This window comes from Polaribacter sp. R2A056_3_33 (genome assembly GCF_019278485.1).
In the GTDB taxonomy this organism is placed as follows: Bacteria; Bacteroidota; Bacteroidia; order Flavobacteriales; family Flavobacteriaceae; genus Polaribacter.
In genome coordinates this window covers 2,746,688-2,762,647 of sequence record NZ_CP058984.1, presented here as the reverse complement: position 1 = coordinate 2,762,647, position 15,960 = coordinate 2,746,688, and the positions used below count along the sequence as shown (strand labels likewise).

Annotated in this window: 15 protein-coding genes; 10 read left to right on the top strand and 5 right to left on the bottom strand. The window is 30.0% G+C overall.

Annotation, left to right across the window (positions count from 1 at the left end; translation table 11 throughout):
• From dapB to H0I29_RS11570, 5 genes are all read left to right on the top strand, one after another.
• Positions 1–702 carry a 4-hydroxy-tetrahydrodipicolinate reductase gene (gene dapB / locus H0I29_RS11590; protein ID WP_218732887.1) on the top strand — a complete coding sequence of 234 codons (702 nt, stop codon included), beginning with the start codon at positions 1–3 and terminating at the stop codon, positions 700–702.
• A gap of 136 nt (positions 703–838) precedes the next feature.
• Positions 839–2,536, top strand: coding sequence for a signal peptidase I (lepB, locus tag H0I29_RS11585; RefSeq protein ID WP_218752456.1), 1,698 nt, complete (start codon positions 839–841; stop codon positions 2,534–2,536).
• Positions 2,537–2,609: 73 nt separating this feature from the next.
• Positions 2,610–3,212, top strand: coding sequence for a WbqC family protein (locus H0I29_RS11580; RefSeq protein ID WP_218752455.1), 603 nt, complete (start codon positions 2,610–2,612; stop codon positions 3,210–3,212).
• A 44-nt stretch (positions 3,213–3,256) separates the two neighbouring features.
• Positions 3,257–3,832: a Crp/Fnr family transcriptional regulator gene (locus H0I29_RS11575; RefSeq protein WP_218752454.1), complete on the top strand. Its 576-nt coding sequence runs from the start codon at positions 3,257–3,259 to the stop codon at positions 3,830–3,832.
• 132 nt (positions 3,833–3,964) lie between these two features.
• Positions 3,965–4,270, top strand: coding sequence for a DUF6122 family protein (locus H0I29_RS11570; RefSeq protein ID WP_218752453.1), 306 nt, complete (start codon positions 3,965–3,967; stop codon positions 4,268–4,270).
• Here the strand turns inward: H0I29_RS11570 and H0I29_RS11565 are convergent.
• The 5 genes from H0I29_RS11565 to H0I29_RS11545 are packed head-to-tail and all read right to left on the bottom strand — an operon-like array spanning position 4,261 to position 10,881.
• Entirely contained in the window at positions 4,261–5,748 is a 1,488-nt protein-coding gene (locus tag H0I29_RS11565) for a lipopolysaccharide biosynthesis protein (protein WP_218752452.1), read from the bottom strand. The genes H0I29_RS11570 and H0I29_RS11565 overlap by 10 nt on opposite strands.
• A 2-nt stretch (positions 5,749–5,750) precedes the next feature.
• Positions 5,751–7,016 carry a glycosyltransferase family 4 protein gene (locus H0I29_RS11560; RefSeq protein WP_218752450.1) on the bottom strand — a complete coding sequence of 422 codons (1,266 nt, stop codon included), beginning with the start codon at positions 7,014–7,016 and terminating at the stop codon, positions 5,751–5,753.
• A complete protein-coding gene (locus tag H0I29_RS11555) occupies positions 7,013–8,203 on the bottom strand; it encodes a glycosyltransferase family 4 protein (RefSeq protein ID WP_218752448.1) in 1,191 nt (396 codons plus the stop codon). Before H0I29_RS11555 ends, H0I29_RS11560 begins: the two co-directional genes overlap by 4 nt.
• The gene (locus H0I29_RS11550) at positions 8,203–10,611 is read right to left on the bottom strand and encodes a YfhO family protein (RefSeq protein ID WP_218752446.1); all 2,409 of its coding nucleotides are present in this window, start codon (positions 10,609–10,611) and stop codon (positions 8,203–8,205) included. The genes H0I29_RS11555 and H0I29_RS11550 overlap by 1 nt, the downstream gene beginning before the upstream one ends.
• 3 nt (positions 10,612–10,614) lie before the next feature.
• Positions 10,615–10,881 (bottom strand): DUF4834 family protein, encoded by a 267-nt coding sequence (locus tag H0I29_RS11545; protein ID WP_165732817.1) that lies wholly within the window; start codon positions 10,879–10,881, stop codon positions 10,615–10,617.
• A 178-nt stretch (positions 10,882–11,059) separates the two neighbouring features.
• On the opposite strand from H0I29_RS11545, the gene H0I29_RS11540 reads away from it, so the two are divergent.
• The 5 genes from H0I29_RS11540 to H0I29_RS11520 all read left to right on the top strand — a co-directional run bounded on the left by H0I29_RS11540 (position 11,060) and on the right by H0I29_RS11520 (position 15,958).
• Complete coding sequence (locus H0I29_RS11540; protein WP_218752445.1) at positions 11,060–12,196, top strand: transporter; 1,137 nt, start codon at positions 11,060–11,062, stop codon at positions 12,194–12,196.
• Positions 12,197–12,226: 30 nt separating this feature from the next.
• Positions 12,227–13,348: a GTP cyclohydrolase gene (locus tag H0I29_RS11535; protein ID WP_218752444.1), complete on the top strand. Its 1,122-nt coding sequence runs from the start codon at positions 12,227–12,229 to the stop codon at positions 13,346–13,348.
• A 67-nt stretch (positions 13,349–13,415) separates the two neighbouring features.
• Entirely contained in the window at positions 13,416–14,126 is a 711-nt protein-coding gene (locus H0I29_RS11530) for a 16S rRNA (uracil(1498)-N(3))-methyltransferase (RefSeq protein WP_218752443.1), read from the top strand.
• Between the two features lie 39 nt (positions 14,127–14,165).
• On the top strand, positions 14,166–14,807 hold the full coding sequence (locus H0I29_RS11525; protein WP_218752442.1) for a DUF4159 domain-containing protein: 642 nt from the start codon (positions 14,166–14,168) through the stop codon (positions 14,805–14,807).
• Positions 14,808–15,046: 239 nt separating this feature from the next.
• Complete coding sequence (locus H0I29_RS11520; protein WP_218752441.1) at positions 15,047–15,958, top strand: bile acid:sodium symporter family protein; 912 nt, start codon at positions 15,047–15,049, stop codon at positions 15,956–15,958.
• Positions 15,959–15,960: the final 2 nt, after the last annotated feature.

The following is a 15,960-nucleotide window of genomic DNA, read 5'->3' as shown; positions in this document are numbered from 1 at the left end:
ATGAAGATTGCACTATTAGGATATGGAAGAATGGGGAAAGAAATTGAAAAAATTGCTTTATCTCGTGGACATGAAATCGTAATAAAAAAAGACGTAGATGACGTTATTGACATTACGTTAGCTGACGTTGCCATTGATTTTAGCGTACCTTCTTCTGCTTATAATAATATTACCAACTGTATTAATAACAACGTTCCTGTAATTTCTGGAACAACAGGATGGTTAGACAAATATGAGGATGCAGTAGCTCTTTGTAAAGAAAAAAACAGCGCGTTTATTTATGCTTCCAATTTTAGTTTAGGAGTAAATATCTTCTTTGAATTGAATAAGCAATTGGCAAAAATGATGAGTTCTTTAGAGGATTACAATATCTCTATGGAAGAAATTCATCATACAAAAAAATTAGATGCTCCAAGTGGAACAGCCATTACGTTGGCAGAGGGAATTATAGAAAATTCTTCTAAAAACAATTGGGAGTTGGATGAAAAAACATCCGAAGAAAATATTCCTATTGTTGCAAAAAGAATTCCTGAAGTTCCAGGAACACACACCGTTTGGTACGATTCTGAAGTAGATTCTATAGAAATAAAACACACAGCACACAGTAGAAAAGGTTTTGCTTTAGGTGCCGTTGTTGCAGCTGAATGGATTGTAGGGAAACAAGGAGTTTTCTCTATGAAAGATGTGTTAAACATAGGTTAAACCCTGTAACAAACTAATAATAAAGCTACTAATAAACGTATCATTTATCCTCTCGAGCGCAGTTGAGAGGTTTATATTTTTAGTATAAAACATTAAGTTCTCGACTGCGCTCGAACAGAAATCAAATAGTACAATTATGACTTATTTAGAGTGGTTTATATTTTTTTTAGCAATACAAGTAATTCATTTTTTAGGTACTTGGAAATTATATGTTAAAGCTGGTAGAAAAGCTTGGAAAGCTGCAGTGCCTATCTATAACGGAATTATTTTAATGCAAATTATAAAGAGACCTAAATGGTGGATCATTTTATTATTTATTCCGATTGTAAACTTATTAATGTTTCCTGTTATTTGGATTGAAACTATTAGAACTTTTGGTTTCTATAAAAAATTAGATTCGTTTTTAGTTATTGTTACTTTAGGTTTGTATATTTTTTACATCAATTATGCAACAGATGCAAAGTACAATGCAGAAAGAAGCTTAAAACCACGCTCTGAACTAGGTGAATGGGTTAGTTCTATTGCTTTTGCAATTATTGCGGCAACTTTGGTACATACCTATTTTATGCAACCTTTTACCATACCAACTTCTTCTTTAGAAAAATCTTTATTGGTAGGAGATTATCTTTTTGTAAGTAAATTTCATTACGGAGCTAGAGTTCCATCTACAGTAATTGCAGCACCAATGGTACATGATTCTTTACCATTTACAGGAACTGCTTCTTACTTAAAAAGTCCACAATTACCATATACACGTTTACCTGGTTTACAGAAAATTAAAAACAACGATATTGTTTGTTTCAATTGGCCTGCAGATACATTGGCAACTATGTGGGGAGATACTTCTGGAAAATTCACCTACAAACCGGTAGATAAAAAAACCAACTACGTAAAACGAAGTGTTGGTATAGCAGGAGATTCTTTAGAAATTAAAGATGGTTACGTTTATATAAACGGACAAAAAAACAAATTACCGTACAGAGCAAAAATTCAATTTTATTATACTTACGAAGCGAAGTCTGCAATAGATAGAAACAATTTTCCGCAGTTTTTAATCAATAAAGAAAGAACAGGAGTTTATAAAATTTTAAATGAATATTGGAACAATCCAAAGGTTCAAGAAGCTTTTGAAAAGAGTGCTAACTTATCTAAAATAGGTTCAGATTCTTTATATACAGAAGTTGCAGGTGGTGTTTCTCAAGATTTAGCAAGTCGTTTAAAAATGACGAATGTAGCTAACAAGATAAATATTAATTTAACCGAAGACGAATTTAATCAACTTAAAAAACACCCCTCTACAGTATCTGTAAAAAAGGTTAATTATAGAGCTGATGTTGGTATTTTTCCTCATATAAAAGAAAACCAATGGAGTCAAGATAATATGGGACCAATTTACATTCCTAAAGCTGGAGCAACTGTAAAAATTAATGCCAAATCTTTACCATATTACGAGCAAATTATTAAAAATTATGAAAACAACGATTTACAAATTGTTGGAGATAATATTTTTATTAATGGTAAAAAAGCAGATTCCTATACCTTTAAACAAGATTATTATTGGATGATGGGAGATAACAGACACAACTCTTTAGATGCACGTTATTATGGCTACACTCCTTTCGATCATGTATTAGGGAAACCCGTAATGGTTTGGTTTAGTTGGGATGCAAATGCGGCATCTTTTGGTGAGAAAATAAAATCTATTCGTTGGGATAGAATGTTTACAACTGTGCATGGAGACGGAGAGCCTGTTTCTTATAGATATTTTGTATTTGCATTAATTGGTTTATATTTTGGATATAGTTTTTACAGAGGAAAAAAAGCTAAGAAATAGTATTCAGTTTTAAATAGCTGTTTGTAATAACAACAGATTTCGACAAAAAAAAGCATCTAAAAACCAATAGAAAATGTCTCTATTTATACCTACATATTTTGGCCCAATTTCTCAGTATACAGAGATTGTAAAATCTGATGCTGTTGTTTTTGAAATGGAAGACAACTTCCAAAAACAAAGCTATAGAAACAGATGTTACATCTTTAACTCTAACGGAAAACAGTTATTAAACATCCCTGTTAAGGATAAAAATAAAGGTACTTCTCAGCGTAAAAAAACAAAAGATTTACTGGTAGATAATGATGCTCTTTGGCAAGACCATCATTTAAAATCTTTACAGACAGCATATAGAACCTCTCCTTTTTACGAGTTTTATGAAGATGATTTATTAAAAATATTTCATAAAAAATATACATTTTTACAAGACGTAAATATAGACACACATTTGTTTATTACAGATGCATTACAAATTTCTCAACAATATTCTAAAACAAAAGAATACCTTGTAGAAACTACAGAACCTGATTTTAGAGAACTTGTAAATGTAAAAAATCAACCAAAAAAAACACCCGATTCTTACATTCAAATGTTTGATGATAAACATGGATTTATTCCTAATTTATCAATTTTAGACTTAATCTTCATGGAAGGACCAAATGCCATTAGCTATTTATAATTAATTGCATTAAATTTAAACTTATTAACTAAAACGCTTCTTTAATGAATGTTTTATCCTTTTTTATTAATAATTTCCACAAATTACCTCCTGAATCTTATCAAAAATTTTTAGAGCTTACAGAGTTGAAAAAATTTAATAATAAAGATGTTTTAACTAAAACTGGAGATAAACCTACGGATTTATATATTTTAAAAAAAGGAATTGTTAGATCTTACTATGAGGATAAAAACGGAAAAGAATACATAAGAAGTCTATTTGTACCTTTTAGTTCTACAGGTTCATTTGGAGCTTTAGTTTCTAATAAAAACTCTTTGTTAACCTATCAATGTTTAACTGATTGTGAATTATTTGTTATAAATTATAAAAAATTGAAAGAACTTGCTTTAGTTGATAATGACATTGCTGTTATGTATGCAAACGCTTTGGAAAGCATTTTTTTATTATTTGAAAAAAAAATATATAATTTATCCGTTTTAGATGCAACAGAAAGGTATAAAGCATTAAAAAAAGAGATACCTAATATAGAAAACATTATACCACAATACCACATAGCATCATATTTAAATATTTCTGCTGTGCAATTAAGTCGAATTAGAAAAAAAATATATTCAAAATAAATCTATTAACATAGGTAAAGAATTAATAAACAAATTATATCTAATTTAGCAGTGTAAGAATTCTAAGCTCCCCCAAAGAATTACTACCCCTAAAAAAAAGGTTTATTTTGTAAAAAGAGTAAACCTTTTTTTATGTCAAAATTTATAATACACTATTCACTACATTTTATAATACCTGCACTTATAGCCTATTTATTTTTTAAAGATAATTGGAAAAAGGTTTACTTAATCTTTTTGTGTTCTATGTTGGTCGATTTAGATCATTTATTAGCCACTCCTATTTTTAAAGAGAATAGATGCAGTATCAACTTTCATCCATTGCATTCTTACATAGCTATTGGCTTTTATGCAGTAGGTTTGGTTTTTAAGAAAACGAGAATACTCTGTATAGCACTCTTATTTCATATGATAACAGATTATATAGATTGTTATTTGTAGTATTTTTTTAAGAGTATATCAAACTCATTAGAAATATTAAGTTTAAGTACTAAAAGTATATATACAACCGTAATTAAAATACTTTTTAAAGCAATATTTATAATAGGGTGCACAGGAAACTTCCATAAATAAATGTCACTTATAGTAAAATCCCAAAAATTAAAAGCTAAATAAAGAACAGTAATTATTACAATCATTTTTAACGACTTGTCTGTAAAAGGTGTCATAGAAAACTTACTTTTTACAAAAAATAACTTAAACGTATTTGCTAAAAAGATTACTATTAAAGTTGCCAACGCTAAGCCATCTGTTCCCATATCTAATTCATAATAAAAAAGTTTATTTAAAAGATAAACCGATAATGCCATAGAAATACTAATGGGTAATGTTATTTTATAAAACTTAGAATTGTTTATGATAGCTCCATTGTTCCCTAAGAAACCATTATATAGCTTCAGTACAGAAATCATAAGAACCACCAATGCACCACCTCCATATTCTTTAGGAAGTAAATTAAATAATTGACCAACGTTTGCATTTATTAAAACAAAGAAAAGGCCGCTAATTAATAAAAGGTTAATAGAACTCTTTTTATATAATGAAGCAACTTCTTTATGGTTCTCTTCATTTAATGTTTTAGATGTTAAAGGCTGTAAAATGTTTAACATTGCCCTACTTGGTGCTTCTATAAAAGAACCAATAAAAACGGCAACAGAATAATAAGCTGCAATTACCAAAGACTCCTTACCAGGTATCATAAATTTATCAATATCTAAAATAATGGCTCCTGCACTTCCTGCTAAAATAATATACCCAGAAAAACGAATTACTTCCTTAAAATTATCTGGTCTAGAAAAGGTGAATTTTGGCGTATATAAATTAAATGCATAAAACATCATGATAAGCGTTCTTAGAAAATAAGCCCCTGTTAAGAAGTAAATAAACTCGTGCTTTGTTATCAACTCAAAGTAAACTGCAAATAACAAAATCATTACCATTACACGGTTATACAGCTCCTTTAAAATATTACCAAAAACAGATTGAAATTGAACTTTAGCCCAAGAATAAAAAATCTCAAAATAAGAACAAGCAACTGCTACTAGGTAAATAACAACAGTATAATCTTTTATAATAGGATTTTCAACGGATAAATAATCCCCTATTTCTTGATAGAATAAGTTTCCAAAATAAGCTATAGGAATTGCAATGAATAGTGGTAAAAAAAGTACCGACGATAAGAAACTATCCCTCTCTTCTTTTGTAAAATAGCTAGAATAAAACTTTACAATTGTATGATGGATTCCTAACGCAATTAAAGGCATTAACAAATTAGAAGTAGATAATAGAAAAGTTACCAAACCATAATATTCATCTTCTAAAAAACGAGTATATAAAAACAACGTATTTATTCCGCCAAAGGCGAAACCAAGATAAATAAAAAGTGTGTTTTTTAAAGACTGTTTAAATACAACTCCCATGGCTACGAATGTAAACTTTTAAGAAGCAATGCAAGGTCTTTGGTCAGTTCTTTTCTATGAAATCTCTCAATATTTTTAGAATTCACTTCTAAAGAACCTTTTTTATATTGATGATATAATTTTAATATTTCTAATGATAATTTTTTTCCATTATCAAAATCAACCACAACACCAGCATTGGTTTCTTTCACTATTTCAGATAAATCTCCATCTTCTGGTCCAATCGCTAAAATAGGTCTTTTAGCAGTTAGATATTCAAATAACTTCCCTGTTAAAATTCCTTTTGACTTTTCTACATTCGGAATTAATAACAACAAAACCTGAGCTTTCTGCTGGTATGCTATTGCTTTTTCATGCGCAACATATCCAACAAAATTAGAATTCTCAGTTAAGTTATTTTGAGAAATATCTTCTTTTACTTCATTAGAAATATCTCCAATAAAATTTAATTTTAAATCCTCCTTAAAACCTTCATCTCGTAAGCAAAGTTCTTTTAAAACGTTAAATAACACCTTAGGATTGCTTTGTTTTGGCAACAATCCTATATAAGAAATAGAAAACTCTGTATCCAAAGCACTTATGCTATTGGTTAAAACTTCATCATCAAAACCATTGGTAATCACTTCTACCCTACCTGCTTTTTTAGCAAATTCGGTTTTTAAAGCATTACTAACCGTTAATACGCAATCTGCATTTTTTAAAACTTTTTCTTCTAATTTTTTATTTCGATTTTTCGCAAAAGACAATTGCTTAAAATCTTTATTGTAATACAAATCTGACCAAGGGTCTCTAAAATCTGCAAGCCATTTAACATTATTTTGTTCGTGTAATTTCTGAGCAATTAAATGCATGCTATGTGGCGGACCAGTAGAAATAATTGCATCAATCTTGTTAGCGTCTAAATACTTTTGCAAGTATTTTACAGAAGAGTTTACCCAAAACACTTTAGGATCCGGAATAAAAAAATTCCCTCTTATGAATGATAAAACGCCTCCGGTACTTGCATTGGAAATTCCACTTTTCTGAGGTGTATTCTTTTTCCAAAAAAGGATATCTGTAGGTTCCCAAATAGCTTTTTTTAAAACTTCTATATTTTTCGGGACTTCATTAATTAAGGTGTTATCTTCCTTCGGATAATTCACATCATCGACTGTATATACAACAGGTTCAATGCCAAATTCTTGTAAATATTTTACAAATTTCAACCAACGTTGCACTCCAGAACCTCCTGCAGGCGGCCAATAATATGTAATTATTAATACTTTCAAGATGGTAGATTATTGTATAAATGTAGCAGTTTTTTAGAAGTCTGCTCCCAAGAGAATTCATTTTCTATAAACTCTTTTCCGTTTTGTCCTAACTCATTTCTTAACTTCTCATCCTTATAGAGCGTTATAATTTTATCAGAAAAATCTTTAACATCTCTGTCTTTATGAATTAAACCTGTTTTATTATTCTCTACAACTCTTTTTTGAGCCGTAGCATCACTCACTAAAAGTGGTTTTGCCAAACTCATATATTGAAAAATCTTATTTGCATAAGCAACATCATGTTGTAGATTTCTATGCAAAGGCGAAATACAAATGGCACTAGACAAAATATAAGATTGAAATAAAGCTACATTTTGCCAACCTTCAAAATCAACAAATTCTTCTAATTTTAAGTCAGCTACTTGTTGTTTTAAAACAACATCTGTAGTATTTCTGCCTACAATAACCAACTTAATATTTGGGATGGTTTCTTTTAATGAAGTTAGAGACTCAATAGCCGTTTGCAGGCCTCTTCTTAAATGAGTATCTCCTAAATACAAGAGTACAAAATTGTCTTTGTACCTAGCTACAATCGTTTTATCAACTTTATAATCTGTATAAAACGATTCTCTAATGGTATTCGGAACTAAAACTAACTTTTCTTTAACAGAGGGGATTCTTTCTACTAGATTCTCTAAAAATTCAGGAGAAACCGAAATTACTTTATCTGCTTTTTTTATAAATTCTTTTTCTTTCTTTTTCCATTTTGATGGTGAAATAATATACTTTCCTGGAAATTTCTGCAGGTGCGGATATAATTTCATCACTTCTGGCATATTATCATGCAAGTCTAAAACTACCGGTAAATTGAAAGATTTATTTGCATTAAAAACAGCTTCTGCAATTCTAATGTCATGTATATGTAACGCATCAATTTTTGTTTCTTCTATAAATTGATGAATCTTTTTTTTCATCAAAATGCCATAAAGAGGAACGGTATACGCTAAAGCTGATAATTTATATTCTAGTTTATTTGATGTAAATCTTTTAACCTGAATTCCGTTTATAACTTCAGACGATTTTTCTTCAGCATATTTTAAGCAGAACAGAAAAACATCATGACCTGCTTTCACCAAAGAAACGGCTTCGTTTTCTACCCTTGGATCAGGCGGAAAAGGAGCATCTAAAATCATCCCTATTTTCATTATTTTTCTTTCTTCTTTTTGTAAAAAAACCAACCAGCTGTTATTAAAATTAACAATGCATAAGAAGCTAATGAAATAATTTTTCCTTGCTGAATTACTTTAGGTTCAAACTTAAATTCGATCGTATGCTCTCCTGCAGGAATTGTCATTCCACGTAACACATAATTAACACGCACATGCAGCGTTAATTTTCCATCAACATAAGCGTTCCAACCATCTTTATAATAGATTTCAGAAAAAACAGCAAACTGATCTTTCAATGTTTTAGCTTGATATGTTAACGTTGTTACATCGTAATTTAAAAGTTCTATTTTGGCAGTACTATCAATTTCTCTAGGAAAAGTAGATTGATTGTCTTCATCGTTATAGAAAACAGCCACCTTCTTTGTATTTAAAGAATCTAAAGCTTGAATTTCTTCATTCGCTGAATCTACAATTTTTACACGTTCTACAAACCAAGCATTTCCGTTAGCATCTGGGTTTAATTGCGATTGCTTCTCTCCTTTATCATTACCAATAATAAAATATTTAGTATTTAACATGTTTAAAACTTGCATGTTATTTTTGGCAATTTGAAAATCAAATAACTCTTGATAACGACCTAATTTTGCTGCATGATACCCTCCAATAGATTGATGAAAGTAAGATGTACTACCATCATTCATTGGGTTTACAGTGAAGTTACCAACTCTATAATGACTTTTATCTTGTAAAATAATTTTATCTGCTGTTGATGCTATAAATGGTTTCTCAATTTTTCTTGCAGATTCAAAATCATCTTCATTTACATACTTTTTATCCACAGAAATTAAATCGAATAATAAAAAAACAGTTAACGATAAAATAGCAACACCTTGTTTTAATTTATCCTTTAACAACAACCATAAAACACCCGCAGAAAGTATCATTAAAAATAAAGAACGTAATGTATCTGCTAATAACATCGATTTTCTATCAGAAATAATTGCATCTGCTAAACCCGGTAACTGATTGTATTGTGCATCTCTTATTCCTTCAAAAGTTGAAAATCCGTGTGCTAATAAAAAACCTAAGATAATTAATCCTCCAAAAGCATAGACTGCTTTTTTTAATCCATCTAGTTTTTCATCCGAAGAAATCTTAGACGAAAAGAATTCTTTTAATCCTAGTATCCCTAAAATAGGCACACATAGTTCTGCAATTACTTGTATCGAGGAAACAGCTCTAAATTTATTGTACAACGGAAAATAATCAATAAAGAAATTGGTTAAAACATCAAAGTTTCTCCCCCAACTCATTAAAATTGAAAAAACGGTTGCAGTAACCAACCATTGTTTCAAGCGTCCTTTTACCAAAAATATCCCTAAGAAAAATAGAAAGAAAATTACAGCACCAATATAAGCAGGTGCTTCTACAATATTTTGATCTCCCCAATAGGTAAGCGCTTGTTCAGAATATTCTTTTGCAGCACTTCTTCCTGCTTTTTCTTCTAAAATTTGATAAAAATTAGAATCTTTACCTAATTTTTCTATGGTTCCTCCGCCCATAAAACGAGGAATGAATAAATTAAAAGTCTCTAATTTTGCGTAACTATATTCTGTAATATAGGCTTTATCTAAGCCTTTTGTAGCTTCTTTTTTACTCCCATCTGGTGTAATAGTCAATTCAGATTTCCCTCTTGTACTATGATCTGCATATTCTTTCATAGCCATTAAACGAGGTGCATTTGCTCCAATACCTAATAAAACTGCTGCAAAAATTATAGCTACTTGTTTTATAAAAGTCGGAATAATTTTTTCTTTAATAGCATGGATAAACTCTACAATTCCTAGAATAATTAAAGCAAAACCTAGGTAATACGTCATCTGAGGATGGTTTGTATAAATTTCTAAAGCCATTGCGACTCCAGTTACCATAAAACCAAGAATATATCGTTTCTGAAAAACCCATAACAATCCAGCTAATATCAATGGCATATAAGCAATTGCATGTGCTTTTGCATTATGTCCTGCTCCAAAAATAATGATTAAATAGGTTGAAAACCCAAAGGCGAGCGCCCCAAAAATAGCCAACCTCCAATTTACTTTCAAAGCCATCATTAAAACAAAGAAGCTTAAAAAATATAAGAAAGTATAATCTGCAGGTCTTGGCAAAAAGCGTAAAGTTCTGTCTAATACCCTTACAAAATCATTCGGATAATAAGCACTTACTTGGTACGCCGGCATTCCACTAAAAGAAGCACCTGTCCAATAAGGCTCTGTGTTTTTATCTGCTCTAAAATCATTAATCTCTTTTACCATTCCGGTAAACTGAGTAATATCAGATTGGTTTAGCTTCTCACCTTTTAAAACAGGATGAAAATAGATAATTGATACCAAAGCAAAAATTGCAACAGCACCGATGTATGGTAAAATTTTAGTAAACTTCATAAATTAATCTATTTCCTCAAAATCCACATATTCACCAACAGAATTTTTACTTTGCTGTTGATTCCCTGGAGTTTTATCGATTACTGTTTTCCCTTCTGGCACAGTATTTTTTTGCGGTTCTTGTTGTTGTCCGCCACCGTATTGCTGTTCTGCTTTCTTCTTAATTGTTTCAGCAGCCTTTTTAATTAAAAAAGGTGCGAATAATTTTGCTAAAAACTTAAACGCATAATAGCAAAAAACAATAATAGCTATGGTTCTTAATAATCCCATTCAAATATTTATTTATAAAAAAATCAATCAAAAATAACAATTTGAATACAATTGGAGCGTTTACAAACTATAAAACTTTCTTAAACTCAAAAAAGTATCGTTTGCTTTTATAAAATAGCATTTTTATACTATGTTTGTGTAATAGGTAGTTACTGCCAATAATATATTATCTTAATTTATGAAAAACCTTTTCCTGAAATTTTTTATTACCCTCATCGTATTTATAAGCAGCTCTACACAAGCACAATACACCGATGTAATAAACTCTAACAAACCTGGTTTTTCAGAAAGTCCTTACAGTGTTGGTACTGGCGTATATCAATTTGAGACAAATGTTTTCTACAAAAACACCAGTATAGAGCCTACTTTTTCTATACCAGAATCTTTTGGAGCAGATTTACTTTTTAGAACAAGTTTTTTTCTTGAAAAACTAGAATTAAATGCGCAGTTAACCTATCAAAAAGACGAAGTAACATTTCATAATGTTTTCACATCGCAATATTCAAATTCTGGGTTAAGTAAATTTACAATCGGTGCAAAATACTTGTTATTTCAACCAGAATATACTGATAAAACAAAAGAAGTTAGAAGTTGGAGAAAAAGGCATGCTTTTGATAAAAAGCGATTAATTCCTTCTGTTGCTTTTTACTTGGGTGTAAATACAGATGTTGTAGATGATCTATATAAAACAGAAAGCATTTCACCCAAATTAGGCGTTTTATTACAGCAAAATATTACAGATCGATTTAATATCGTTTACAATGGATATTACGATAAAATAGGAACCGACTTCTTTGAACTTTCATATATCATTACTGCAACACAGAATCTAAACTACAATTGGTCTGGTTTTATAGAACACCAAGCAATTTTTAAAAAAGAACAAAATAATTTAAACATAGGAGCAGGATTAGCCTATCTTATTAATGAAGATTTTCAACTAAATACCTCAGCAAGATTTCTAAAAGAAGGAGAATCACAAGGTTTTTACGGAGGTTTTGGTATCTCTTATAGAATAGATACTCATTCTGATTCTTATACAGATTTAGACGATAGCGGTCAAGTGATTAAAGACACGCCAATTAGTAGGTACAATAAAAAACAAAACGGTTTTTTCTCTAGAATATTTAGTGTTTTCAAGAAAAAAGACAAGAAAAAATCAGTTAGAAAAAGAAGTAGAAAAAGGACTTCTACAAAAGAGAAAAAAGGAGGTTTCTTAGGTTTGTTTGGTAAGAAAAAAGCAAAAGAAGAAACAGATATAGAAAAATTAGAAAGAGAAATTAAAGAGCTTGAGAAAGAAGTAGAAGAAGATTAAAATAACCATTAGAAATACTATTTTTGTAATATGATTACAATTAAAAAAATGACCACCAAAAAGGAAATGAAACAATTTGTAACATTTCCTTTTTCGTTATATAAAGACCATAAATATTGGGTTCCTCCTATTATTAAAGATGAAATAGACAATTTTGATCCAGCAAAAAACCCTGTTTTTGAAAATGCAGATGCGCAGTTCTTTGTTGCTTTAAGAGATGGCAAAATTGTAGGAAGAGTTATTGCAATAATCAATTGGTTTGAGGTTGAAAAACAACAAATTAAAAAAATGCGTTTTGGCTGGTTTGATGTTATTGATGATATTGAAGTAAGTAAGGCTCTATTGGAGAAAGTTAGAGAAATAGGATTAGAAAACAACTTAGAATATATAGAAGGACCAATAGGTTTTAACAACCTAGATAAAACGGGTGTTTTAACAGAAGGTTTCGACCATATTGGTACCATGATTACCTGGTACAATCATCCTTACTATAAAGACCATTTAGAGCAATTAGGTTTTGTAAAAGAGAAAGAATATTTAGAAAATAAATTCAAATTTAAAAATGTTGATGGTGTTTATTTTGATAGAATAAGTAACATTTTAAAAAGACGTTTTAAATTAAAAGCCTTAGATTTTACAAAGACAAAAGACATTTTACCTTACGTAGATGAAATGTTTGAGGTTTTTAGTGCTTCCTACTCTAAACTGTCTTCTTTTGTGCCAATTTCTGATTCTCAAATTGCTTTTTTCAAGAAGAAATACATCAGCTTTATCAATCCAGAATATATAAAATTTGTGGTTGATGAAAATAATAAATTAGTAGCTTTTGCCATTGTAATGCCCTCTTTCTCGGAAGCTTTACAAAAAGCAAACGGAAAGTTATTTCCATTCGGATTGTTTCACTTGTTAAAAGCAAGAAAGCACTCTAAAGATGTTACATTTTATTTAATTGGTGTGCATCCAGATTATCAAAATAAAGGTGTACACGCCATTATATTTGATCAATACACAAAAACTTTTGCGCCTCTAGGCATCGAAAATTGTATTAGAACTCCCGAGTTAGAAGACAATGAAGCTATTAAAAAATTATGGGAAAACTTTGATCCTGTAACGCATAAAAGACGAAAAACATATCGAAAGAGTATTCAGTAAAGCAAAAGCAAAATTAAAAAACTTTGCGTCTTTGCGAGAAAAAAGAACCTTGAAACTAATTTAAAAAATGCAATTATTTTATAATTCTGAAATTTCTACAGAAACCACGCAACTCACATTCGATAAAATTGAGAGTAAACATATTGTACGTGTTTTACGTAAAAAAGAAAATGACATTCTTAAAATTACAAACGGTAAAGGCTTTTTGTTTGATGTAAAAATTATACTTGCAAGCGACAAAAAATGTTTGGCAGAAGTTATTGGTTTTGAAGAAAAACCTAAACCATGGAATTATTACCTCCATATTGCCATTGCTCCTACCAAATTAAATGACAGAATTGAATGGTTTTTAGAAAAAGCAACAGAAATTGGTATCGATGAGATTACACCAATTATTTGTTCTAATTCAGAACGTAGAGTTGTAAAGCTAGAACGTTTCGAAAAAATTATTCAGTCTGCCATGAAGCAATCTTTAAAATTCACGCTTCCTAAATTGAATGAACCAGTAAAATTGAATGATTTTATAAAACAAGATTTTAAAGGTAACGTTTGTATTGCACACTGCGAAGATCAAAAAGAAAAAAACTTATTACAATCCGTAATAAAACCTTCAGAAAAAACGACCATTTTAATTGGTCCTGAAGGCGATTTTTCTAGTGATGAAATTAAAAAATGTTTGGCAAAAAATATGATTCCTATATCTTTAGGAGAAAGTAGATTGCGTACAGAAACTGCTGCATTAGTAGCTGTAAATACCATTTCGTTTATCAATCAGTAATTTTTACTATATTGCTTTCAATTCTCACTAAAATAATTGATGAAGCAAACTTTAGTTCTAGTATTAATTTTCCTTATCTTCTCTACAAATGCACAGGATGTTGCCATTTTAAAATACAATGGAGGTGGAGATTGGTACGCAAACCCAACAGCAATTCCTAATTTAGTACACTTTGCAAACAAAAATATTGGAACCAATATTTCTAAAGATCCACAAGCCGTAAATATTGATAGTGAAGATCTTTTTAACTACCCTATCATATTTATGACGGGACATGGAAATGTATTATTTTCTGAAGACGATACAAATAACTTAAGAAATTACTTAATTTCTGGGGGCTTTTTACATATTTCAGACAATTACGGATTAGATGAATTTATACGAAGAGAATTAAAGAAAGTTTTTCCGAATTTAGAGTTTAAAGAAATCCCGACCAATCATCCAATTTTTAATCAGACTTTTAAATTCCCTAACGGGATTCCAAAAATTCATGAACACAATAAAAAACCTGCCCAAGGTTTTGGTTTGTTTTACGAAGGAAGGTTGGTTGTTTTTTACGATTATGAAACAGATTTAAGCGATGGTTGGGAAGATGAAATTATACACAATAACCCAAAAAGTGTAAGAGAAACTGCTTTAAAAATGGGGGCGAACATTATTGAGTTTGCTTTTAAGAATTAAGTTAGCAGTTAGCAGTTAGCAATTAGCAGTTAGCAGTTAGCAGTTAGCAGTTAGCAGTTAGCAGTTAGCAGTTAGCAGTTAGCAGTTAGCAGTTAGCAGTTAGCAGTTAGCAGTTAGCAGTTAGCAAAAATAAAAAACTTTTAGCTTTGCAACTTTGCTAGAAAAAAATAAAATTTAAAACAAGATTTTTTTGAACCAAGAACCAAGAAAACAAGAAAATTTGAAACTAATTTAAATAAATGCAAAACAACATAGATATAGACGATATTAAAATAAACTTTGATGAGAGTGGTTTATGGGTTTTAAACATAGCCATTGCCATTATTATGTTTGGCGTTGCTTTGGGTATTTCAGTAAAAGACTTTAAAAGGCTTTTTAAAAATCCTAAAATCGTTTTTGTAGGTGTTTTATCGCAATTTATTTTATTACCTGCAGCAACATTTTTAATTATTTTAATACTAAAACCGCATCCTAGTTTTGCATTAGGGATGATGATGATTGCCGCGTGTCCTGGTGGAAATGTTTCAAACTTTTTCAGTAAAATGGCTGGAGGAAATGCAGCTTTATCTGTAAGTTTAACAGCTTTTGCAACCTTAATTTGTATTATAATGACGCCTCTTAATTTACAGTTTTGGGGAAGTTTATATGAACCAACCAATATAATTTTAAAAACAGTTTCTTTAAATCCGTATGATTTATTTAAACTCGTTTCTATAATTTTAGGAATCCCTTTAATTCTTGGAATGGTTATTAAATACTACCACTCTGAAATGGCTCAAAAAATTGAAAAAGTTCTAAAACCATTATCTATGTTGGTTTTTATCGCTTTAATTTTTATTGCTTTTTCTCAGAATTTAGACGTCTTTATACACCATATTCACCATGTGTTATTCTTAGTTATTTTTCATAATATTTTTGCCTACATTTTAGGGTTTTATACCGCAAAAAGTTTTAAATTGAATAAAAAAGATTGTAAAACAATCGCTATGGAAACTGGTATCCAAAATGGAGGCTTAGGTTTGTTACTAATTTTTGGTTTCTTTGAAGGTTTAGGAGGAATGGCTTTATTGGCTGCTTTTTGGGGAGTTTGGGATGTCTTTTCTGGCATGGCATTAGCGACTTATTGGGGCAGAAAATCATCTTTAAAATAATT